Source organism: Pseudomonas sp. ASL4 (assembly GCF_056680395.1).
This window is the reverse complement of sequence record NZ_CM155280.1, coordinates 7,207,353-7,228,192: the sequence shown is the minus strand read 5'-3', so window position 1 is coordinate 7,228,192 and position 20,840 is coordinate 7,207,353. Positions and strand designations below refer to the sequence as shown.

General features: G+C 59.9%; 14 protein-coding genes, 1 tRNA gene and 1 pseudogene. 12 read left to right on the top strand and 4 right to left on the bottom strand.

Going from position 1 to position 20,840, the window contains the following annotated elements:
• The first annotated feature begins 184 nt into the window (after positions 1 to 184).
• Both pnp and AC1MEW_RS33095 read left to right on the top strand, forming a co-directional pair.
• Positions 185 to 2,290 carry a polyribonucleotide nucleotidyltransferase gene (gene pnp / locus AC1MEW_RS33100; protein WP_046045794.1) on the top strand — a complete coding sequence of 702 codons (2,106 nt, stop codon included), beginning with the start codon at positions 185 to 187 and terminating at the stop codon, positions 2,288 to 2,290.
• Between the two features lie 137 nt (positions 2,291 to 2,427).
• A tRNA-Thr gene (locus AC1MEW_RS33095) sits at positions 2,428 to 2,500 on the top strand.
• An 11-nt stretch (positions 2,501 to 2,511) separates the two neighbouring features.
• Here the strand turns inward: AC1MEW_RS33095 and AC1MEW_RS33090 are convergent.
• Positions 2,512 to 3,294 (bottom strand): hypothetical protein, encoded by a 783-nt coding sequence (locus tag AC1MEW_RS33090; RefSeq protein ID WP_322270529.1) that lies wholly within the window; start codon positions 3,292 to 3,294, stop codon positions 2,512 to 2,514.
• A 316-nt stretch (positions 3,295 to 3,610) separates the two neighbouring features.
• Between AC1MEW_RS33090 and AC1MEW_RS33085 the strand changes: the two genes are divergently transcribed.
• On the top strand, positions 3,611 to 3,916 hold the full coding sequence (locus AC1MEW_RS33085) for a DUF6388 family protein (RefSeq protein WP_480424958.1): 306 nt from the start codon (positions 3,611 to 3,613) through the stop codon (positions 3,914 to 3,916).
• Positions 3,917 to 4,017: 101 nt separating this feature from the next.
• Here the strand turns inward: AC1MEW_RS33085 and nadC are convergent, their stop codons facing one another.
• Positions 4,018 to 4,866: a carboxylating nicotinate-nucleotide diphosphorylase gene (gene nadC / locus AC1MEW_RS33080; protein WP_201200483.1), complete on the bottom strand. Its 849-nt coding sequence runs from the start codon at positions 4,864 to 4,866 to the stop codon at positions 4,018 to 4,020.
• Between the two features lie 364 nt (positions 4,867 to 5,230).
• Between nadC and AC1MEW_RS33075 the strand changes: the two genes are divergently transcribed.
• From AC1MEW_RS33075 to AC1MEW_RS33055, 5 genes and pseudogenes are all read left to right on the top strand, one after another.
• Positions 5,231 to 7,447 carry a DUF1631 domain-containing protein gene (locus AC1MEW_RS33075; protein ID WP_480424956.1) on the top strand — a complete coding sequence of 739 codons (2,217 nt, stop codon included), beginning with the start codon at positions 5,231 to 5,233 and terminating at the stop codon, positions 7,445 to 7,447.
• A 64-nt stretch (positions 7,448 to 7,511) separates the two neighbouring features.
• Positions 7,512 to 8,072: a 1,6-anhydro-N-acetylmuramyl-L-alanine amidase AmpD gene (ampD, locus tag AC1MEW_RS33070; protein ID WP_201200486.1), complete on the top strand. Its 561-nt coding sequence runs from the start codon at positions 7,512 to 7,514 to the stop codon at positions 8,070 to 8,072.
• Positions 8,069 to 8,905: a regulatory signaling modulator protein AmpE gene (gene ampE, locus AC1MEW_RS33065; protein WP_201256486.1), complete on the top strand. Its 837-nt coding sequence runs from the start codon at positions 8,069 to 8,071 to the stop codon at positions 8,903 to 8,905. The genes ampD and ampE overlap by 4 nt, the downstream gene beginning before the upstream one ends.
• 369 nt (positions 8,906 to 9,274) lie before the next feature.
• Positions 9,275 to 10,366, top strand: a pseudogene (locus AC1MEW_RS33060) (methyl-accepting chemotaxis protein); the annotation flags it as partial.
• Positions 10,343 to 11,272, top strand: coding sequence for a methyl-accepting chemotaxis protein (locus tag AC1MEW_RS33055; RefSeq protein WP_480427379.1), 930 nt, complete (start codon positions 10,343 to 10,345; stop codon positions 11,270 to 11,272). The pseudogene AC1MEW_RS33060 and the gene AC1MEW_RS33055, both read left to right, overlap by 24 nt.
• Before the next feature lie 199 nt (positions 11,273 to 11,471).
• Here AC1MEW_RS33055 and AC1MEW_RS33050 read toward each other — a convergent pair whose 3' ends face one another.
• Entirely contained in the window at positions 11,472 to 12,248 is a 777-nt protein-coding gene (locus AC1MEW_RS33050; protein ID WP_480424955.1) for a TatD family hydrolase, read from the bottom strand.
• Between the two features lie 3 nt (positions 12,249 to 12,251).
• Positions 12,252 to 13,247 (bottom strand): catabolite repressor/activator, encoded by a 996-nt coding sequence (gene cra / locus AC1MEW_RS33045; protein WP_201200495.1) that lies wholly within the window; start codon positions 13,245 to 13,247, stop codon positions 12,252 to 12,254.
• A gap of 291 nt (positions 13,248 to 13,538) precedes the next feature.
• On the opposite strand from cra, the gene ptsP reads away from it, so the two are divergent.
• The 4 genes from ptsP (at position 13,539) to AC1MEW_RS33025 (ending at position 20,801) form a co-directional block, all read left to right on the top strand.
• A complete protein-coding gene (gene ptsP / locus AC1MEW_RS33040) occupies positions 13,539 to 16,400 on the top strand; it encodes a phosphoenolpyruvate--protein phosphotransferase (RefSeq protein WP_480424954.1) in 2,862 nt (953 codons plus the stop codon).
• Positions 16,400 to 17,341, top strand: a complete 942-nt coding sequence (pfkB, locus tag AC1MEW_RS33035; RefSeq protein ID WP_201200499.1) for a 1-phosphofructokinase — start codon at positions 16,400 to 16,402, stop codon at positions 17,339 to 17,341. The genes ptsP and pfkB overlap by 1 nt, the downstream gene beginning before the upstream one ends.
• Before the next feature lie 11 nt (positions 17,342 to 17,352).
• Positions 17,353 to 19,092 (top strand): PTS fructose-like transporter subunit IIB, encoded by a 1,740-nt coding sequence (locus tag AC1MEW_RS33030; RefSeq protein WP_201200501.1) that lies wholly within the window; start codon positions 17,353 to 17,355, stop codon positions 19,090 to 19,092.
• A 167-nt stretch (positions 19,093 to 19,259) separates the two neighbouring features.
• Complete coding sequence (locus AC1MEW_RS33025; protein ID WP_480424952.1) at positions 19,260 to 20,801, top strand: alkaline phosphatase D family protein; 1,542 nt, start codon at positions 19,260 to 19,262, stop codon at positions 20,799 to 20,801.
• Positions 20,802 to 20,840: the final 39 nt, after the last annotated feature.

Sequence of the window (20,840 nt, the reverse complement as noted above, 5' to 3'; positions counted from 1 at the left end):
CGCTAGAGGTTGGTTGTCTGTCTTGCGTCAGTGGGTTTCCCGCTGGCGCATGGCAGGCTCCCAGCCTCAAGTTTTATCTGGATACACGTTTTACCCTGGACAGACGTTGGGCCGACTCCCGACATTGCCCAAGAATTTCGCAAGAAGACAAGTTCCCCAAGAGCCACAAAGAAGGTAGGACACCGTGAACCCGGTAATCAAAAAATTCCAGTTCGGTCAGTCGACCGTTACCCTCGAGACTGGCCGTATCGCCCGTCAGGCCTCCGGCGCAGTATTGGTCACCGTTGACGACGACGTCAGCGTATTGGTGACCGTCGTTGGTGCCAAGCAAGCCGATCCAGGCAAGGGCTTCTTCCCTCTGTCCGTTCACTACCAGGAAAAGACTTACGCTGCCGGTAAGATCCCTGGCGGTTTCTTCAAGCGCGAAGGCCGTCCTTCCGAGAAAGAAACCCTGACTTCCCGACTGATCGATCGTCCGATCCGTCCGCTGTTCCCAGAAGGCTTCATGAACGAAGTGCAGGTTGTCTGCACCGTCGTTTCCACCAGCAAGAAGACCGATCCGGACATCGCTGCGATGATCGGTACCTCGGCTGCCCTGGCCATCTCCGGCATTCCTTTCGATGGCCCTATCGGCTGTGCACGCGTTGCGTTCCACGAAAGCACCGGCTACCTGCTGAACCCGACTTACGAACAACAGAAAGCTTCGAGCCTGGACATGGTCGTTGCCGGTACTTCGGAAGCTGTGTTGATGGTTGAATCGGAAGCCAAAGAGCTGACCGAAGACCAGATGCTGGGCGCGGTACTGTTTGCTCACGACGAGTTCCAGGTTGTGATCAACGCCGTTAAAGAACTGGCTGCCGAAGCGGCCAAGCCAACCTGGACCTGGACTCCACAGCCAGAAGCCACCGCTCTGCTGGGCGCCATCCGTGCCGAGTTCGGCGACGCGATCTCCCAGGCTTACACCATCACCATCAAGGCCGACCGTTACGCTCGCCTGGGTGAGCTGAAAGACCAGGTTGTTGCCAAGCTGTCCGGTGAAGAAGGCCAGCCTTCTTCCAGCGAAGTCAAAGCTGCTTTCGGCGAAATCGAATACCGCACCGTTCGCGAAAATATCGTAAACGGCAAGCCACGTATCGACGGCCGCGACACCAAGACCGTACGTCCTCTGAACATCGAAGTCGGTGTTCTGCCAAAGACCCACGGTTCGGCACTGTTCACCCGTGGCGAAACCCAGGCTCTGGTTGTTGCAACACTGGGCACCGCCCGTGACGCACAACTGCTGGACACCCTGGAAGGCGAGAAAAAAGACCCGTTCATGCTGCACTACAACTTCCCTCCGTTTTCGGTAGGTGAGTGTGGTCGCATGGGTGGCGCTGGTCGTCGCGAAATCGGTCACGGCCGTCTGGCCCGTCGTTCGATTGCAGCCATGCTGCCTGCTGCCGACGTGTTCCCGTACACCATTCGTGTTGTGTCGGAAATCACCGAGTCCAACGGTTCGAGCTCCATGGCTTCGGTCTGCGGCGCTTCCCTGGCCCTGATGGATGCCGGCGTTCCGATGAAGGCACCGGTTGCCGGTATCGCCATGGGTCTGGTTAAAGAAGGCGAGAAATTCGCCATCCTGACCGACATCCTGGGTGACGAAGACCACCTCGGCGACATGGACTTCAAAGTAGCCGGTACCGCCAAAGGTGTTACCGCGCTGCAGATGGACATCAAGATCAAAGGCATCACCGAAGAAATCATGGAAATCGCTCTGGGCCAAGCCCTGGAAGCGCGCCTGAACATCCTCGGTCAGATGAACCAGATCATTGGTCAGTCCCGCACCGAGTTGTCGGAAAATGCTCCGACCATGATCGCGATGAAAATCGACACCGACAAAATCCGTGATGTTATCGGTAAAGGCGGCGCGACCATTCGTGCGATCTGTGAAGAGACCAAGGCTTCGATCGATATCGAAGACGACGGCTCGATCAAGATCTTCGGCGAAACCAAGGAAGCTGCTGAAGCTGCACGTCAGCGCGTTCTGGGCATCACCGCAGAAGCTGAAATCGGCAAGATCTACGTCGGTAAGGTTGAGCGCATCGTCGACTTCGGCGCATTCGTCAACATCCTGCCTGGCAAGGACGGTCTGGTTCACATCTCCATGTTGAGCGACGCTCGCGTTGAGAAAGTGACCGACATCCTGAAAGAAGGCCAGGAAGTGGAAGTACTGGTACTGGACGTGGACAACCGCGGCCGTATCAAGCTGTCCATCAAAGACGTAGCAGCAGCCAAGGCGTCGGGCGTTTAAGACACCCCTCGCTTGACCGCTTCAACGTTGTAAAAAAGGCCCCGCAGTGAAAACTGCGGGGCCTTTTTTTGCCTGCGATAATCCGGGAAGGTACTCGCGGTTGCGACACTCCGAACCTGTGCTAGGTTTAGCTCACCGCCCGTGTAGCTCAGCCGGTAGAGCAGCGCACTCGTAACGCGAAGGTCGCAGGTTCGATTCCTGTCTCGGGCAAAGAATTACTGCTATTTCACCTTCCGGCTCAGATCCTCGACGGAGCGTTTGAGCTGATCCAGTTGATTGCCCTGTTCACTGACCTTTTGCTTCACGCTGGACAGGTCACTGGAGCTTGAGCTGGAACTCGATCCGGCGTTGCGCTTGAGATCATCCACCTGACGGGCAATATCTTTAAGGCCATTCTGTTGTTCGCTGACACTGCGCTTGAGGTCGCTCACTTCACTAGAGCTGGAGCTTGAACTTGAGCCGTTATTGCGCTTGAGATCGTCCATCTGCGAGGCGAGTTTTTTCAGGCCGTTATCCTGCTCCTCGACGGTGCGCTTGAGATTGGACAGTTCAGTCGAGCTGGAGCTTGAACTTGAGCCGTTATTGCGCTTGAGCTCCTCCAGTTGCCTGGTGAGGTCTTTGAGGTCTTTATTCTGTTCCTCGGCGGTACGCTTGAGGGTGGTTATTTCACTGGTGCTCGAACCGACGTTTGTGCCGGTGTTGCGTCTGAGTTCTTCGATGAGGCGCGCTTGTTCGCTGACGGTTTTCTTCAGGTTGTCGATTTCAGCTGTATTGGTTTTAACGATGCCTGGTAATTTTTCCAGCTCACTGACTTCCAGATTGGTTCTGACCAGTACGGTTTTGCCATATGAGGTGTGGGTGGCGGTGAGCGTGTCGTTGAGCGAAGGGTTGTCGGAGCTAAGCTCGATAGCCTGAGCCGTATTGGCCAGTGCCAGGTTGCCGAGCAGCAGGGCAGCCATGCCAGTTGCAAACAGGGTAGACGGAAGCTTTGGAAAATTGCGCATCACCTGAATTCCTTGTGAAGTGCCTATATGGCACATCGCTATGACTTCGTTTTCTGAAACATGTTCCTGTGGGCCTCACAAAATAAGCGTGGTCAGTGACGGCAATCGGTTTTTTGTAGATTTGATGTAAACATGCATATAAATCGTCAGCTAAAGGTCCTATATTCGGAGCTTGCATGAGCACCACCGAGCTGTTTTCAGATGATCCCGAATGGTTCTGAAGGCCAGACAAACCAGGCTTCACGCGGTTTTTTGCGTCAGAGAGATCCTTGATGATCCAGATCCATCTTCCATTCCCCAGATCAGCGAGAACGACATGACCGTTAAAGAATTGACCCAAGAAGCCAGACACGAAGAAGCGCTCAAGAAGTACTTGCTGGAGTCGCCCCAGCTAGCCGAAGAGATCAAGGACCTGCCCGCCGACGATCAGAAAGACCAGGTCCAATGGGCGTTCGAGGATGAAGCGGAATCGCAAGGCTTGCAGCCTTGGGAGCTGACGCTCAAGTACACCTCAAGTCCTGAAGAGTTCGAGGCGGCACGCCTGGTTCTGCACAAAGAGGCGGCCGAAGTATTGGGTGTCAAGTGGGAACAGTACTGCGAGGACAATAATCTGGTGGTCTGACCTGTGGGAGCGGGCTTGCTCGCGAAGAGGGTGTATCAGTCGACGATTTTTATCGTCTGACTCACCGCTTTCGCGAGCAAGCCCGCTCCCACATTTTTCAATCAGAGGCTGAGCCGCATCGATAGGTCGACGGCTTTTACATCCTTGGTCATCGCACCAATCGAAATGTAATCAACCCCGGTTTCGGCAATCGGCAGCAACGTGCTTTCGTTGATACCGCCGCTGGCCTCCAGTTTTGCCTTGCCGCCGTTCAGGCGCACCGCTTCACGCATGTCATCCAGGCTCAGTTCGTCGAGCATGATGATATCGGCACCGGCCGCCAGGGCCTCTTTCAGCTCATCCAGGCTTTCCACTTCGATTTCCACGGGCTTGCCTGGGGCGATCTTGTGCGCGGCCTTGATCGCTTCAGGAATGCCGCCGCAGGCCGCGATATGGTTTTCCTTGATCAGGAAGGCGTCATACAGACCAATACGGTGGTTGTGGCAGCCGCCGCAAGTCACGGCATACTTCTGCGCCAGACGCAGCCCCGGCAGGGTTTTGCGGGTGTCGAGCAGCTTTACCTGAGTCTCGGCGACGAAATCCGCCAGAAATTGCGCGCGCGTTGCCACGCCTGACAGCAATTGCAGGAAATTCAGCGCACAGCGCTCACCCGTCAGCAGCGAACGCGCCGGGCCTTCGAGGTGAAACAGCGGCTGGTTGGGCTGCACCCGTTCGCCATCGCGCACCTGCCAGTGCACCGCAACCCGTGGGTCCAACTGCCGGAAAACGGCGTCAACCCAAGCAGTGCCGGCAATGACGGCCGCGTCGCGGGTGATGATGGTGGCTTTGGCCAGGCGTTCGGCCGGGATCAGCTGTGCGGTGATGTCGCCGCTGCCGATATCTTCGAGCAACGCACGGCGCACGTTGGCTTCGATTTCGGCGGTCAAATCGGCGAGACGTAGATTCGGCATAACGGGCTCCACAAACTAAGTGGCTCGATTATAGGGCCATGGCGCGAACCAACCCAAGGCATCCACGGTGTTCACATCGCTCTGAAACCTGCATTTGGTCGATTCGCCTGAGCATTTGGCGTTAAGCAGGGGTCTGCCTTGTACGTCTATTTCAATGAGAAGCGCAGAGTCTGCTGGCACAAGCCGTGTGTTTTACAGATAATTCGCCTTGCATTTGACGTCATAGCTTTGACGTCCCTTTGGGTCCCCGATTATTGAATGACAGCGGGTGGGCGGTGATCCCCGTTGAGCACCGCCCGTGAGGCTTGCACCCGCCGTCGATCTTTCTTACCGAACCGAAGAATCACCGTTTCAGGAGGCTTGGATGCACAACGACGGGAATGTAGTGCCTTTGCACAAGGCGGCTACCGATCAGGCGACCCACTCGCCGCTCGCCCGCCTGCCTGTGATTCTGCTTCAGGTTCGCGACAAGGCTGCTCAGTTACTCAGGCATGGTTTGCAGGAGCTGTTCGATAATGCAGATGACACGCTGTTCGAAATGGCCGACCGGGCCCGCAACGACGTCGAGCAGAACCTCTTTTTCGAAGCCATGCGCGACTTGCGCCTCAAGCGTAAAAGCATTGAACGCGGCTTTCTCGAACAGTTTTTTGAGGCATTCGTCAGCCTCACTCAGTACGACATCACTCACTCGACCTTGCCCCAGGCATTGGCGTTCGATGCTAATGCATCGCTGCCCAATGACGACCTGGAGCGCAACGTTGCGGTGGAGGCGATGGTCAGCAAAGTACTCAACCGCGAAGGGTTCGCCCTCGATCAACTGACCACCCGACTCAGCGTGTTGTTGGGCAAGGAGTTGCTCGAACAGCACAACCCGATGGGCCCGGCGATGCTGTGCGAGTATTTTCTGCAGTCCGGGCGCAATCTGGGCGTGGAGATCAAGGTCAAGCTGATCATTCTCAAACTGTTCGAGCGCTATGTGCTCAGCAGCGCCGATCAGCTCTACGCCGAAGCCAACCAATTGCTGATCGCCACCGGCGTGCTGCCCGAGCTCAAGCCGGCCCCGGCGCGGCGTGCTGCTGACCGTGCGGCGGCCAGTGCCCATGCCGAACCGGTCGAAGCGGTTGTCCGGTCCGGCAATACGCAGATTGATGACGGTGTCCAGGAAGTCTTCGCCGCCTTGCAGGAACTGCTTTTCCACGTGCGTGGCAGCGTCGCGCCGACGCTTGAGCTCAGTGCCCAGGCCCAGCCGATTTCCACCCGCGACTTGCTGCGCCTGCTGTCGCACTTGCAGCAATACGTGCCGGCCCTGGCAGCTCAGGACGACTTTGACCTGCGCAACCAACTCGAACAACTGTTAACCCGCGTCAGCGTAAAAAGCGGCAAGTCGCGGGTGGTCGGGGTGGCCGACGAAGACGTGATCAACCTGATCGCCATGCTCTTCGAATGCATTCTCGATGACCGTAACCTGCCGGATTCGCTCAAGGCGCTTATCGGGCGCTTGCAGATCCCGATGCTGAAGGTCGCGGTGCTCGACAAGAGCTTTTTCAGCCGCAGCAGCCACCCGGCGCGACGTCTGCTCAATGAAATCGCCACCGCGGCCATGGGTTGGGGCCAGTGTGACGATCATGAGCGCGATTCGTTGTACCTGCGCATTGAGCAAGTGGTGCAGCGGCTGTTGAATGACTTTGTCGACGACCCGGCGATTTTCTCCGAGTTGCTGGCGGACTTTCTGGCGTTTACCAGTGATGAACGCCGTCGCAGCGAGCTGCTGGAACAGCGCACCCGGGACGCCGAAGAAGGCCGGGCCAAGACTGAATTGGCGCGTCAGCGGGTCGAACGGGCGCTGAATGAGGCCTTGTTGGGCAAGCTGCTCCCGCAAGGCGTGGTGGTATTCGTCCAGGACGCCTGGAGCAAGCTGCTGTTGCTGACTTACCTCAAGCACGGCGATCAGTCCGCCGAATGGCACGCCGATGTGCAAACCATGGCGCAATTGATCTGGAGCGTGCAGCGTCACGACGAAGCCGACGCGAGCCTGCGTCTGCTGTCGCTGGTGCCGGGGCTGCTCAAATCCCTGCGTGATGGCCTGAGCAGTTCGGCGTTCGACCCGTTTGCCACCAGTGAATTCTTCAGTGAGCTGGAAGCCTTGCACGTTCAACTGTTCGAGCGGCCAGCCCGGACACCGGAACAGACGACACCCCGCGATGAGCCAGTGATGGTCGAAGTGCGGGAGGAAATCGTCTTGCGTACTGCCGATGAAGGTCCGGTCGACACGGCGTCGGTACGTTTGCCGGCGGACGATATTGGCCTGCTCCAGGTAGATCAGCTGCGCCTGGGCTGCTGGGTCGAGTTTCAGGAAGACGAAGAAAACACCTTGCGTTGCAAGCTGGCGGCGGTCATTGACGCCACCGGCAAGTACATCTTCGTCAACCGCACCGGGATGAAAGTGTTGGAGCGCAACCGTATCGGTCTGGCCCTGGAGTTTCGCCGTGGTGCGGTGCGTGCGCTGGACGATACGTTGCTGTTCGATCGGGCTCTGGAATCGGTGATTGGCAACTTGCGGCGTCTCAATCACGGCAAGTGATCGCGCGCAGAGGGTCTATCGCGGCATACTGGGCGCCAACACGGTCGTCGTTGAAGGAACCTGTATGCAGTTGGACCCCGCGAGCGGTTGGTGCCAGGGCGTAAACATATGCCCCTCGCCCAACTTCAATGCGCGCCCCACGGATGAAATTTCCCTGCTGGTGATCCACAACATCAGCCTGCCGCCGGCGCAGTTCGCCACCGGCAAGGTGCAGGAATTTTTCCAGAATCGTCTGGATGTCACGGAGCATCCCTACTTTGAGGGGATTGCTGACCTGCGGGTGTCTGCGCATTTTCTGATCGAGCGTGACGGCACCGTCACTCAGTTTGTCTCCTGTCTTGAGCGTGCCTGGCATGCCGGTGTCTCGAATTTTGAGGGGCGGGAAGTCTGTAATGATTTTTCCGTGGGCATCGAGCTCGAAGGTACGGATGATCTGCCCTTTACGGACGCGCAGTATCAAGCATTGACGACACTGACCCGCCAGTTGCAAAACACGTTCACCGGCATTACCGCGCAGCGCATTTGCGGGCATAGCGACATCGCACCCGGGCGCAAAACCGATCCGGGACCGGCGTTCGACTGGACACGCTATCGCGCCGCTCTGGCAAAAGAGGAACAACAATGAGTTTTCTGGTGTTGCTGTTGGCGGTCTGGATCGAGAAGTTCTCGGCCCTGCGTCATCGGGTTCAGCGTGATGGTGGTTGGGTCCGCGAGTTGCACAAGCTTGAGGCCAGCCCGCGTCTGAAAGACCGTCCGTGGCTGGTATTGGTGCTGTTGGTGTTGTTGCCGGTGGCGCTGCTCGGTTTGCTGTTGCTGGTCCTGGAGCCTTTGGCTTATGGCTTGCTGGCGCTGCCGGTGCACCTGTTGGTGGTGATTTACAGCCTGGGGCGTGGTGATCTGCTGGCGGGTCTCGGACCGTTTCGCGATGCCTGGCGCCGCGAAGACCTGCAAGCCGCTGCACACGTGGCCAAGCGTGACCTGGACATCTGCGCTGACAATGGCGAGCAACTGCTGGAGCGGGTTCAGGCCCATCTGATTTGGGAGGCCTACCAAAGCTTTTTCGCGGTTATTTTCTGGTACTTCCTGCTGGGCCCGGTAGCTGCGCTGAGCTATCGCTTGCTCGCGCTGGCCGAAGAGCATAGCCAGAACCCGGCGGTGGCTGAGCGTGCTGCGCAATTGCGCCATGCCTTCGATTGGGTGCCCGTGCGGTTGCTGGCGGCGAGTTTTGCCTTGGTCGGTAACTTTGTTGCGGTCGGGCGGGTGATGCTGCACGAGTTGCTGAACTGGAACATCAGCGCCGCCCAGTTGATCGAAAAGGTCGGGCTGGTGGCCGGTGAGATACCAGCGCCGATGGTCGGCCCCGACGGCATCAACAGCCTGGATCGCATCTGGGAATTGCTGCTGCGGGCGGCGGTGCTCTGGTATGCCGGGTTTGCGTTGTGGACGGTGTTGCCTTAACCACCTCAAATCTGAAGTGAACTTCATTGTGGCGAGGGAGCTTGCTCCCGCTGGGGTGCGAAGCGCCCCCGAAACCTGCCAAGGTGATTGATCAGGAAACCTCGCCCGCTCATTTTGCGACTGCTTCGCAGCCGAGCGGGAGCAAGCTCCCTCGCCACAGGCAAGCCCCCTCGCCACAAGGGTTTCATCAACCTCGATCACGGCATCCTCCCGTTAACCTTAAGTTACAAAACCTCCCTTCGATTTGAGCTATACAGACATAGCGCCAAATAGTGGCTATCTGCTGTCGCTGCGCGCCTGCCAATAAAAATAAGAAATCAAAAGGGAGACTTCACAGTGAAGAGCTTGCTCTATCCCGCTGTCGCGCTGATGAACCGTCTGAGCTTCGGCATGAAGTTCAGCCTGATCAGCGTGCTGTTCCTGGTGCCGATGCTGGTGACCAACTTCTATCTGGTGCGCGATTCTTATCGCGAATTCCAGGGCACCCAGGTCGAACTGCAAAGCCTCGACCTGCTGGGCAGCAGCCTGACCCTTCGGCGGGATCTGGAAACCCTGAACAACCTGGTGCAGATCAACGTCACCCTCGGTCAGTCCGGCAAGGCCGGTGATGTGGAGTCGAAGATCACGGCGCTGGGACAAAGCATTCTGACTCGCTTGCAAGGTCTGGTGGCCATGAGCACCGACCCGGAACAGATCAAAGTCTTCGATGGCAAACGCGATGAAATGATCGCCGCGTTCAAGGCCCAGCAAGCGGAAAATTCCCTACAAAGCAAAAGTGCGCTGATTGGCAAGTTGCTCGGCAACGCGCAGGTTTTCAGCCAGATCATCGCCAGCCAGGCCGGCCTGAGTCGTGACACCCAGAGCGACATGCGCCAGCTCAGTGAACTCATCACCAGCGTCACCCCGCCGGTGACCCAGATTCTGGGCGAAGGCCGGGCGATGGGCTCATTTTCGCTGGGGCAGGGCTTTCTCAATTCGGCGTCAAGCACCCGTTTCGACGAGTTGCTGGCGCAGATCGAAAAGCTCCAAGCCGAATACGGGTTGAAGTTGCACGATGCGTTGGGCGCAAGCCAAGCGGCGCACGACACCCTGGCCGCTCAGGCTGAGAGCAGCAAGGCCTCGCTGAAAAAGGCCGGCGAGCTGTTCGAAACGCAGGTGGTTGTGGCCGACACGCTTGATGCACCGTGGCAGGGATTTTACGATCAGGTCACCGGCCTGATGGACCAGACTTACCAGCTCAATGAAGCCACCCTGACGTTTCTCGGCACCCAGTTGCAGCAGCGGCTGGAGCAGAACCGCACGCACATGGTCTTGCAGGCCGTAGCGCTGTCGGTGGTGTTTGTGTTGATCTTCTATCTCTACGGCGGCTTTTACGCCTCGACCCGCACCACCCTCAAGCGCCTGGGCGCGGTGATGGATAAAGTGGCGGCCGGCGACATGACCGTGACGTTCAGCGCCCACAGCCGCGATGAGTTGGGTGAGTTGGGCGAGGTGTTCAACGGGACGGTGAAGAAAATCCACGACTTGATCGAGCGGGTCGGCCAGACCGTCAGCGAAGTCGAGCGCCAGGCCGGGCAAGTGGAAAGCGTTTCCGCCCAGAGCAATCAGGCCGTGGCCGGGCAGCGGACGCAGATCGAACAGGTCGCCACTGCCATGAACCAGATGTCAGCCACATCGCTGGAAGTGGCACGCAGCGCGGCGGCGGCAGTCAGCAGCGCCCACAGCGTCAATGACGAGACCCTCAACGGTCGTGGGCTGGTGGAGTCCCAGCAGGGCAGCATTGCGGCACTGGCTGGCGAGATCGATCAGTCGGTGATGGTGATCAATCAACTGGCCAGCGACAGCCAGTCCATCAGCCGCGTGCTGGATGTGATCAAAAGCATTGCCGAGCAGACCAACCTGCTGGCGCTGAACGCCGCCATCGAAGCCGCGCGGGCGGGGGAGCAGGGCCGTGGTTTCGCGGTGGTGGCGGATGAAGTCCGGACCTTGGCCAAACGCACCCAGCAATCGACCGAAGAAATCGAGCAGATGATCGCCAAGCTCCATGGCGGTGTCGGTGCGGCGGTGAAAGCCATGGGCGTCAGCCATCAAATGGCTAACGGCACCGTGGGGCAGTCGGAAAAGGTCCAGCAAGCACTGGAAAACATCCTCGGCGCCGTGGGTATGATCGTCGACCAGAACCAGCAGATCGCCGCTGCCGTGGAGCAACAAACCGCCGTGGCCCATGACATCGACCAGAACATCGTCGAGATCAACCGTGCCGGCGAGCGTACCGCCGAAGGTGCGCACCAGACCGAAAATGCCAGCCGCGCATTGTCGGCGCAGGTGGTTGAGTTGAAACAGTTGATCTGCGCGTTCCGGGTCTAATCAACACCCCAATGTGGGAGCGGGCTTGCTCGCGAATGCGGTGTGTCAGTCACCATCATGCTGAATGACGAACCGCATTCGCGAGCAAGCCCGCTCCCACAGGGTATGCGTTCCAACGTTAATGCGAACAATCTGTAGTACTTATCCTCTTTTCTGGCGGGCAGATTCCTGTTTCCCTGCGCGCACTGGTTTTTCGTGACTACCAGTTGAACAGCTCGCAGGCATTGGCCGTGCTGGCGGTGGCCAATTGTTCAGGGTTGATCGCCATGATGCCGGCCAGTGCCGAGCAGATCGCCGGCAAGTGCGCCGGGCTGTTGCGTTGGCCGGGGAACATGACAGGTGCCATGTCCGGGGAGTCGGTTTCCAGTACCACCGAGTCCAGTGGCAACTCGGCCAGCACCCGATGCATGCGCAAGGCTTGAGGCCAGGTCGCGGCGCCACCGAGGCCCAGTTTGAAACCAAGCTTGATGTATTCCCGCGCCTCTTCCTTGCTGCCGGCGAAGGCGTGGATGATGCCTGCGCGTTTCAAACGAAAGCGTTTGAGGGTAGCTATCACCGCGGCATGACTGCGCCGCACATGAATCAGCGCCGGCAGATTGAAATCCACCGCCAGTTGCAGCTGCGCATCGAACAACGCCTGCTGGCGCTCGCGATCAAGGGTTTCGATGAAGTAGTCCAGACCGATTTCGCCCACGGCGCACAACTGCCGATGACCGGCCAGCCGAGTCAGCCATTCGCCGAGAACCGTCAGGTCCTCAGGACGATGGTCATCCAGATACACCGGATGCAAGCCGAACGCTGCATGCAGATCAGGATCACTCAAAACCAGGTTCCAGACCCGCTGCCAATTACCCTGGTAAACCCCCAGCACCACCATCCGCCGTACCCCGAGGGCGCGGCTTTCGGCCAACAACGCCGTGCGATCGGCGTCGAAGTCCGGAAAATCCAGATGAGTGTGGCTGTCGATCAGCTCCACGGTTCAGTCCTGGCGAATGCGCTGCTTGAACGTCCGCGCAATGGCGAGCACGCCGGGTTGGTAGTCCGACTGTTCGATGGCGGCCAGGGCCAGCTCCAGGGCTTTGTCGGCGATCAACTGATGCTGCTGGGCCATGGCGTTGACCGGCAACGGCAGGAAATCCAGCAACTGCGTGTCGCCGAACGTGCCGAGACGCAGCGGCCGGGTTTTCAGCGGGAAGTCGTGCAACGCGTCGAACACGCCTTGAAGCAGCACGTAGGACGTGGTCACCAGCGCATCCGGCAAATGCCCCAGACGCTGGAGTAATTCTTCCATCAGTTGCTTGCCGCACTCGCGGCTGAACGACTCGCCCTGTTCGATCAGGATTTCGCCTTTGAACCCGGCCAGCGCCTCTTTGAAGCCCGCCGTCCGCTCCTGGCTGATGCTCAGCTCGGGACGGGCGCCGATCAGGGCGATTTGCTTGGGCAATGGGTCGAGCAGGCTGCGGGTCAGTTGCAGGCTGGCCTCGCGGTCGTCACTGATCACCGAGCAGAAATGCTCGGGTTCCATAACCCGGTCGATGGCGATGATTGGAATGCCTTTGGCCTGCAACTGGCGATAGCTGTCATCATCGGTCGGCAGGCAACTGGCGACGATCAAGGCGTCGCAACGCCGGGCCCGGAACAGTTTCAGCAGTTGCCGTTCGCTGTCCGGTGCATCATCGGAGCTGGCGATCAGCAACTGATAGCCGCGCGCCCGGGCGCCTTGCTCCAGGAGTTTGGCGATCCGCGCGTAACTGGGGTTTTCCAGGTCCGGCAGGATGAACCCCAAGGTGCGGGTATGCCGACTGCGCAGCCCGGCGGCTTGAGGGTTGGGTGTAAAGCCATGTTGCTCAACCACGGCACGCACACGCTCGACGGTAGCGCTGCTGATGCGTTGCTGTGCGGCTTTGCCATTGATGACATAACTGGCGGTGGTTACGGACACACCGGCCAACTGTGCGATATCACTGAGTTTCAACTCGGGATTTCCTTGTTTTTTCGAGCTTGCCCCGACATTTTCGCCAATCCTACCTGATTCAGGCAGGCAACCATTGTCGCAGCGCATCCGACAAGTTGGACTTCAAGGATGAGACATTATCGAGTAACGTGCCAAACTTTCTAGATTAAACGTTTCAGCAAGCGTATTTTCTACGTTATAGGTGCCTTTGGCCGGTTCTGCCGCGAAACTGCCAAAAGTCATGATCAAGCGCCTAAGCTGAAACATTCAAAACAATACCTGGCACCCCAAGGGCGCCAAAAAGGAGAAAGCATGCTCGAGCTCACCATAGAGCAGATATCCATGGGCCAGTCGGCTGTGGATAAGTCAGCCGCGTTGCACCTGCTGGCCCAACATCTGGTCGCCGATGGCTTGGTCGCCGAGGGTTATCTCGCCGGTTTGCAGGCGCGTGAAGCCCAGGGCTCGACCTTTCTCGGTCAAGGTATTGCCATCCCCCACGGTACTCCGGAAACCCGCGATCAGGTGTTTTCCACTGGCGTGCGGCTGATGCAATTTCCTGAGGGCGTGGACTGGGGCGATGGCCACATTGTCTACCTGGCGATTGGTATCGCTGCCAAATCCGATGAACACCTGCGCCTGCTGCAACTGCTGACCCGTGCCCTCGGCGAGACCGATCTGGGCCAGGCCCTGCGTCGCGCCAGTTCCGCCGAAGCGCTGCTGAAACTGCTGCAAGGCGCGCCGCAAGAATTGGCGCTGGACGCCCAGATGATCGGCCTCGGTGTGTCCGCCGATGACTTCGAAGAACTGGTCTGGCGCGGCGCGCGTTTGCTGCGTCAGGCCGATTGCGTGAGCAATGGTTTCTCCGCCGTGCTGCAACAAGTCGAAGCGCTGCCCCTGGGCGATGGCCTGTGGTGGCTGCACAGCGAGCAAACCGTGAAGCGTCCGGGGCTGGCCTTCGTCACGCCGGACAAACCGATGCGTTACCTAGGTCAGCCGTTGAGCGGTCTGTTCTGTTTGGCCAGCCTCGGCGAAGCGCATCAGGCCTTGCTCGAGCGCCTGTGTGCGTTGCTGATCGAAGGCCGTGGCCACGAATTGGGCCGCGCCACCAGCAGCCGCAAAGTCCTTGAAGTACTGGGCGGTGAAGTGCCTGCCGACTGGCCGAGCGCGCGCATTGCCCTGGCCAACGCCCACGGTTTGCATGCGCGCCCGGCGAAGATCCTCGCGCAACTGGCGAAAAGTTTTGAAGGCGAAATTCGTGTGCGCATCGTCGATGGCCAGGACAGCGCCGTGTCGGTGAAGAGCTTGAGCAAGCTGCTCAGCCTTGGCGCCCGTCGCGGTCAGGTGCTGGAGTTCATCGCCGAACCGAGCATCGCCGCCGATGCCTTGCCGGCGTTGCTGGCAGCCATCGAAGAAGGTCTCGGTGAAGAAGTCGAGCCGTTGCCAGCCGTCAGTCAGCAGCGCGAAGTGTTTGCCGATGTCGCCGAAGTGTTGCTCGCGCCAAAGTCCGGCAGCCTGGTCCAGGCCATCGCCGCCGCGCCGGGAATCGCCATCGGCCCGGCGCACATTCAAGTACTGCAAGCCATCGATTATCCGCTGCGCGGTGAATCCGCCGCCGTCGAGCGCGAGCGTCTCAAGCAAGCGCTGACCGATGTCCGTCGCGACATCGAAGGCTTGATCGAACGCAGCAAATCCAAAGCCATTCGCGAGATTTTCATCACCCACCAGGAAATGCTCGACGACCCGGAATTGACCGATGAAGTCGACACGCGCCTCAAGCAAGGCGAAAGCGCCGAAGCGGCGTGGATGGCGGTGATCGAAGCCGCCGCTAAACAACAGGAATCGCTGCAAGACGCCTTGCTCGCCGAGCGCGCTGCTGACTTGCGCGATATCGGTCGCCGGGTGCTGTCGCAACTTTGCGGCATTGAAACCCCGAGCGAACCGGAGCAACCGTACATTCTGGTGATGGACGAGGTCGGTCCATCCGACGTCGCCCGTCTCGATCCAGCGCGGGTGGCCGGCATTCTCACTGCCCGTGGCGGCGCTACCGCCCACAGCGCCATCGTCGCCCGCGCCCTTGGGATTCCGGCGCTGGTCGGCGCCGGTGCCGCAGTGTTGCTGCTGGCACCGGGCACGCCGTTGCTGATTGATGGGCAACGCGGTCGCCTGCATGTCGACGCCGATGCCGCAACCTTGCAGCGTGCCACTGAAGAACGCGACACCCGCGAGCAGCGATTAAAAGCGGCGGCCGAACAACGCCACCAACCGGCGCTGACCACCGACGGTCATGCAGTCGAAGTGTTCGCCAACATCGGCGAAAGCGCCGGTGTGACCAGTGCGGTAGAGCAGGGCGCCGAAGGCATCGGCCTGCTGCGTACCGAACTGATTTTCATGGCGCACTCGCAAGCACCGGACGAAGCTACTCAGGAAGTTGAATACCGTCGCGTCCTCGATGGCCTCGCCGGTCGTCCGCTGGTGGTGCGTACCCTTGATGTCGGCGGCGACAAACCGCTGCCGTATTGGCCGATCGCCAAGGAAGAAAACCCGTTCCTCGGTGTGCGCGGCATTCGCCTGACCTTGCAACGTCCGCACATCATGGAAGCGCAGTTGCGCGCGTTGCTGCGTGCGGCGGACAACCGTCCATTGCGGATCATGTTCCCGATGGTCGGCAGCGTTGATGAGTGGCGTCAGGCCCGGGACATGACCGAGCGCCTGCGTCTGGAAATCCCGGTGGCAGACCTGCAACTGGGGATCATGATCGAAGTGCCGTCGGCAGCATTGCTGGCGCCGGTTCTGGCCAAGGAAGTCGACTTCTTCAGTGTCGGCACCAACGACCTGACGCAATACACCCTGGCCATCGACCGGGGGCATCCGACCTTGTCGGCCCAGGCGGACGGCTTGCACCCGGCGGTGCTGCAACTGATCGACATCACCGTGCGCGCGGCCCATGCCCATGGCAAGTGGGTTGGCGTCTGTGGCGAACTGGCGGCGGACCCGCTGGCGGTACCGGTGCTGGTCGGCCTCGGTGTGGACGAACTCAGCGTCTCCGGCCGCAGCATCGCCGAGGTCAAGGCGCGTATCCGCGAACTCAGCCTGGCCCAGACTCAAACGCTCGCTCAACAGGCCCTGATCGTGGGCAGCGCCAATGAAGTGCGCGCATTAGTGGAGGCCCTGTAATGGCCAAGATTTTAACCCTGACCCTCAACCCGGCGCTGGACCTGACCGTCCAGTTGCCACGGTTGGAACCCGGTCAGGTCAACCGCAGTGACGAGATGCACACCCACGCCGCTGGCAAAGGCGTGAACGTGGCCCAGGTGCTGGCCGATCTCGGGCATCAACTGACGGTCAGCGGTTTTCTCGGTGAAGACAATCTTCAGGCGTTTGAAACCCTGTTCGTCAAACGCGGTTTTGTCGACGCGTTCATTCGCGTGCCAGGAGAGACTCGCAGCAACATCAAACTGGCGGAAAGCGACGGGCGCATCACCGATATCAACGGCCCAGGCCCGCAAGTCAGTGAAGCGGCGCAGCAAGCGTTGCTGGACCGACTGGATCAGATCGCGCCGGGGCATGATGCCGTTGTCGTCGCCGGTAGCCTGCCGCGAGGCGTTAGCCCGCAATGGTTGCAGGCGTTGATCGCTCGCTTGAAAAACCTCGGTTTGAACGTGGCGCTGGACACCAGCGGTGAAGCATTGCGTGCAGGGCTGGCGGCCGGTCCATGGCTGATCAAACCCAACACCGAAGAGCTTGCGGATGCGCTCGGTTGCGAAGTGATTTGCGTAGCTGCACAAGCCAAAGCCGCGAGCCGCTTGCACGCTCAAGGTATCGAGCATGTAGTGATTTCCCACGGCGCCGAAGGGGTGAACTGGTTCAGTGTCGGCGCGGCGATGCATGCCACGCCGCCCAAGGTCAGTGTGGCCAGCACGGTGGGTGCGGGCGATTCGTTGCTGGCCGGCATGCTTCACGGTTTGCTCAGTGCCGACACGCCTGAACAGACCCTGCGCACCGCCACGGCGATTGCCGCGATGGCCGTCACGCAGATCGGTTTCGGCATCAGTGATGCCGCGCAATTGGCGCAGCTCGAACAGGGCGTGCGCGTGCGCCTCCTGACAGAACAATAAGAGGGGTTGTCATGAAGTTAGCCATTGTTACGGCCTGCCCGAACGGTATGGTCACCAGTGTGCTGTGCGCGCGGTTGCTTGACGCCGCCGCCCAGCGTCAGGGCTGGAGCACTTGCGTCGAAGTGAACGACGCGGCACATCCGGAACGCCAGTTGTCGGCGGCCACCATTGAGTCCGCCGAATGGGTGCTGCTGGTGACCAGCGCGCCAGTGGACATGGCCCGATTCGTCGGCAAACGCGTATTCCGCAGCACCCCGGCCCAGGCCCTGCAAGACGTTGAAGTCGTGCTGCGCCGTGGCGCGGAAGAGGCCGAGATTTACGTCGCCGCTGAAGCAGTCGCCGAGCCTGTCGTGGCCGCTAAAAACGCTCCGCGCCTGGTCGCGATCACCGCGTGCCCGACCGGTGTTGCCCACACCTTCATGGCTGCCGAAGCCTTGCAGCAAGCGGCCAAGCGTCTGGGCTACGACCTGCAAGTGGAAACCCAGGGCTCGGTCGGCGCGCGCAATCCGCTGAGTGCCGCAGCGATTGCCGATGCTGACGTGGTGCTGCTGGCTTGCGATATCGAAGTCGCCACCGAGCGTTTCGCCGGCAAGAAGATTTACCGTTGTGGCACTGGCATCGCGTTGAAACAAGCCGAAGCCACGCTCAACAAAGCCCTGGCCGAAGGCAAGCAGGAAACCGCTTCGAGCGGCGCCAAAGGCCCGGCCAAGCAAGAGAAGACCGGCGTCTACAAACACCTGCTGACCGGTGTGTCGTTCATGCTGCCGATGGTGGTGGCGGGCGGGTTGATGATCGCGCTGTCGTTTGTGTTCGGCATCACCGCGTTCAAGGAACCGGGCACGCTGGCGGCCGCGCTGATGCAGATCGGCGGCGAGACTGCGTTCAAGTTGATGGTGCCGTTGCTGGCGGGCTACATCGCTTACTCCATTGCCGACCGTCCGGGCCTGGCGCCGGGGATGATTGGTGGCTTGCTCGCGAGTACCTTGGGCGCCGGTTTTATCGGCGGGATCGTTGCCGGTTTCATCGCCGGTTACGCGGCCCAGGCGATCAATCGTTATGCGCGGTTGCCGCAGAGCCTTGAAGCGCTGAAACCGATTCTGATCATCCCGTTGCTGGCGAGTCTGTTCACCGGGTTAGTGATGATCTACGTGGTCGGCAAACCGGTGGCGGGGATGCTCGAAGCGTTGACGCACTTCCTCGATAGCATGGGCACCACCAACGCGATTCTGCTCGGTGTGTTGCTCGGCGGCATGATGTGCGTCGACCTCGGCGGGCCGATCAACAAGGCTGCTTACGCGTTCTCGGTCGGGCTGTTGGCGTCGCAGAGTTATGCACCGATGGCCGCGACTATGGCCGCCGGTATGGTGCCGCCGATTGGTCTTGGGATTGCGACGTTTATTGCCCGGCGAAAATTTGCCCAGACCGAGCGCGAGGCCGGTAAAGCGGCGTTGGTGTTGGGGCTGTGCTTTATCTCTGAAGGCGCGATTCCGTTTGCCGCCAAAGACCCGTTGCGGGTGATTCCGGCGAGCATTGCTGGCGGCGCGCTGACCGGTGCGTTGTCGATGTACTTCGGCTGCAAGTTGATGGCACCGCACGGTGGGTTGTTCGTGCTGATGATCCCGAATGCGATCAACCATGCGCTGCTTTATTTGCTGGCGATTGTGGCGGGGAGTTTGCTGACTGCGGTGGCGTACGCGGTGCTCAAGCGACCGGAAGTGGTGGAGTTGGCTCTGGAACCAGCCAAGGCCTGACACCCAGCCCCTGTGGGAGCGAGCTTGCTCGCGATGACGGTTTAACATTCAGCATTGATGTTGTCTGACACGCCGCTATCGCGAGCAAGCTCGCTCCCACAGGGGATCGCGTTTCACACGGGCGTCATGCGCACATGCTTTAGTTTCCCTTTTACAGGGAGAACACCATGAGCGAATTCAACCTCGGTCGCCGTCGTGTCATGCAAGCGGTCGGCGCTGGTTTGTTGCTGCCGGGCCTGGCCCCGGCGGTGATTGCCTCGGTCCAGGATCGGCCGCAACTCACCGACGGCGTGCAGTCCGGCGATCTACTGGGCGACCGAGCGATGGTCTGGAGTCGCAGCGACCGTCCGGCGCGGATGGTGGTGGAATGGGACACCCGCAGCCTGTTCACCAACCCGCGTCGTTTTGTCTCGCCACTGGCCGACGCCCGCACCGATTTCACCGCTCGAGTTGAACTCACTGGGCTGCCAGCCGACCAGGCGATTTTCTATCGAGTGCACTTCGAAGACGCCCAAAGTGGTGCCGCCAGTGAACCCTGGTTCGGCCACTTGCGCAGCGTGCCGACGGCCCGTCGCGACATTCGTTTTGTCTGGAGCGGCGACACCGTCGGCCAGGGCTTCGGCATCAACCCGGACATCGGTGGCATGCGCATCTACGAAGCCATGCGCCTGCGCCTGCCGGACTTCTTTATCCACAGCGGCGACACCATCTACGCCGACGGCCCGGTGCCGGCACAGCTTGTTACTGAAAGTGGTCGGGTGTGGCGCAACATCACCAGCGAAGCCAAGAGCAAAGTCGCCGAAACCCTCGACGAATATCGCGGCAACTATCGCTACAACCTGATGGACGAAAACATCCGCCGCTTCAACGCTGAAGTGCCGCAGATCTGGCAGTGGGACGACCATGAGGTGGTCAACAACTGGTCGCCGGGCAAGCAGTTGGACGACCGCTACAAGAGCAAAGATATCCACAGCCTGGTCGGCCGCGCGCGGCAGGCCTGGCTCGAATACGCGCCGATGCGTTTGCAAGCCGCCGACAACGGCGGACGGATTTATCGCAAGCTCAGTTACGGGCCGATGCTTGATGTGTTCGTGCTCGACATGCGCAGTTATCGTGGGGCGAATGACGACAACCTGGGCGGGGAGAAGCCGTTCCTCGGCCGCGAGCAACTGGACTGGTTGAAGGCCTCGTTGAAAGCTTCAAACGCGCAATGGAAAGTGATCGCGGCCGACATGCCGATTGGTCTCGGTGTGCCCGATGGTGAAGTCAGCCCAGGTGTCACCCGTTGGGAAGCGGTGGCCAATGGTGACCCGGGACCGGCTCAGGGCCGCGAGCTGGAAATCGCCGAGTTGCTCGGTTTTCTGCGCGCCCAGCAAGTGCGCAATTTCGTCTTCCTGACTGCGGATGTGCATTACTGCGCTGCGCATCACTATCACCCGGAGCGTGCGGCGTTTCAGGATTTTGAGCCGTTTTGGGAGTTTGTCGCCGGGCCGTTGAATGCCGGGAGCTTCGGGCCTAATCCGCTGGATAAAACCTTTGGGCCGCAAGTGGTGTTCGAGAAAGCACCACCGGCGCAGAACACCTCGCCATTTGCCGGGTTTCAGTTTTTTGGCGAGGTGAATATTGATGGGCAGAGCGGGGAGATGAGTGTGGTGTTGCGGGATTTGGATGGGGTGAGTGTGTTTGAGCAGAAGCTGGCGCCGGTTTGATACTTTCAGGCAGGGCGTAGATCAACTGTGGGAGCGGGC

Excerpts from the sequence above, each read along its gene's own strand:
- AC1MEW_RS33090 (WP_322270529.1), bottom strand. The coding sequence starts at position 3,294 with ATGCGCAATTTTCCAAAGCTTCCGTCTACCCTGTTTGCAACTGGCATG.
- AC1MEW_RS33085 (WP_480424958.1), top strand. The coding sequence starts at position 3,611 with ATGACCGTTAAAGAATTGACCCAAGAAGCCAGACACGAAGAAGCGCTC.
- nadC (WP_201200483.1), bottom strand. The coding sequence starts at position 4,866 with ATGCCGAATCTACGTCTCGCCGATTTGACCGCCGAAATCGAAGCCAAC.
- AC1MEW_RS33075 (WP_480424956.1), top strand. The coding sequence starts at position 5,231 with ATGCACAACGACGGGAATGTAGTGCCTTTGCACAAGGCGGCTACCGAT.
- ampD (WP_201200486.1), top strand. The coding sequence starts at position 7,512 with ATGCAGTTGGACCCCGCGAGCGGTTGGTGCCAGGGCGTAAACATATGC.
- ampE (WP_201256486.1), top strand. The coding sequence starts at position 8,069 with ATGAGTTTTCTGGTGTTGCTGTTGGCGGTCTGGATCGAGAAGTTCTCG.
- AC1MEW_RS33055 (WP_480427379.1), top strand. The coding sequence starts at position 10,343 with ATGACCGTGACGTTCAGCGCCCACAGCCGCGATGAGTTGGGTGAGTTG.
- ptsP (WP_480424954.1), top strand. The coding sequence starts at position 13,539 with ATGCTCGAGCTCACCATAGAGCAGATATCCATGGGCCAGTCGGCTGTG.
- pfkB (WP_201200499.1), top strand. The coding sequence starts at position 16,400 with ATGGCCAAGATTTTAACCCTGACCCTCAACCCGGCGCTGGACCTGACC.
- AC1MEW_RS33030 (WP_201200501.1), top strand. The coding sequence starts at position 17,353 with ATGAAGTTAGCCATTGTTACGGCCTGCCCGAACGGTATGGTCACCAGT.
- AC1MEW_RS33025 (WP_480424952.1), top strand. The coding sequence starts at position 19,260 with ATGAGCGAATTCAACCTCGGTCGCCGTCGTGTCATGCAAGCGGTCGGC.